The sequence below is a fragment of the Lelliottia wanjuensis genome, from assembly GCF_030238365.1.
GTDB lineage: Bacteria > Pseudomonadota > Gammaproteobacteria > Enterobacterales > Enterobacteriaceae > Enterobacter > Enterobacter wanjuensis.
The window spans coordinates 1-999 of record NZ_JASSOT010000021.1; the positions used below are offsets into that span (position 1 = coordinate 1).

At 63.0% G+C, this 999-nt stretch carries 1 protein-coding gene; it reads right to left on the bottom strand.

The features are described from left to right. On the bottom strand, positions 1-999 hold a 999-nt coding region (locus tag QQF33_RS03355; protein ID WP_285157378.1), incomplete at both ends, for an AAA family ATPase.

Consider the following 999-nt stretch of genomic DNA (forward strand, 5'->3'; position numbering starts at 1 on the left):
GAGTTTCATCTCGACGATGGTGCGCATCGCGGTCTCTGCCAGCGGACGATAGATCACCGTCTGGAAGCGGGCCAGCAGCGCGGGCTGGAAGTGATCGCGCAGGATCGGGCGCAGCAGCTCGTGCAGATCCGCTTCGGTGGCGTCCGGCTGTTCGTCCAGGAGCTGCATCAGGTGATCGCTGCCTAGGTTGGAGGTCATCAGAATAACCGTGTTGCGGAAGTCGATCTCGCGTCCTTCGCCGTCGCGCATAAAGCCGCGGTCGAAGACCTGGTAGAACAGGTTCATCACGTCGCGGTGGGCTTTTTCCACTTCATCGAGCAGGACCACGCTGTACGGACGTTTGCGCACGGCTTCGGTCAGAATGCCGCCCTGGCCGTAGCCGACGTAGCCCGGAGGCGAGCCTTTCAGCTGGGAAACCGTGTGCGGCTCCTGGTACTCGGAGAGGTTGATGGTGATGAGGGATTTTTCCCCGCCGTACATCACGTCCGCCAGCGTCAGGGCGGTTTCGGTTTTGCCGGTGCCGCTCGGGCCGACCAGCAGGAACACGCCCTGCGGGCCATTCTCCGATGTCAGCCCGGTTTTGGAGGCGCGTAGGCGCTGGGCGATAGCGGTCAGCGCCACGTCCTGGCCGACCACGCGTTTGCCGATTTCATTTTCCAGACTCAGGAGTTCGGTCTGCTCATCTTTCATCAGGGAGGAGAGCGGCACGCCGGTCCAGTCGGCGATGACGGTGGCGACGGTGCGCACATCAACGTCCACGGCGATCAGCGGGTTGGTGTGCTGCATCCCGTTCAGCGCCTGTTGCAGGGCGTGGGTTTCGCTCTGGCGGGAGATGTCCTGGCGGGTCTCCAGCAGTTGTTCGGTGAGTTTCAGCTCCTGGCCGTACTGGGTTTCCAGTTCGTCCAGTTCGACAATCAGACTCACCTCTTCGGCTTCTATCGCCGCCAGACGCTCGCCGTGCGTGGAGTGCCCCACCGCCAGGTCTTCCAGCAGCGCCTG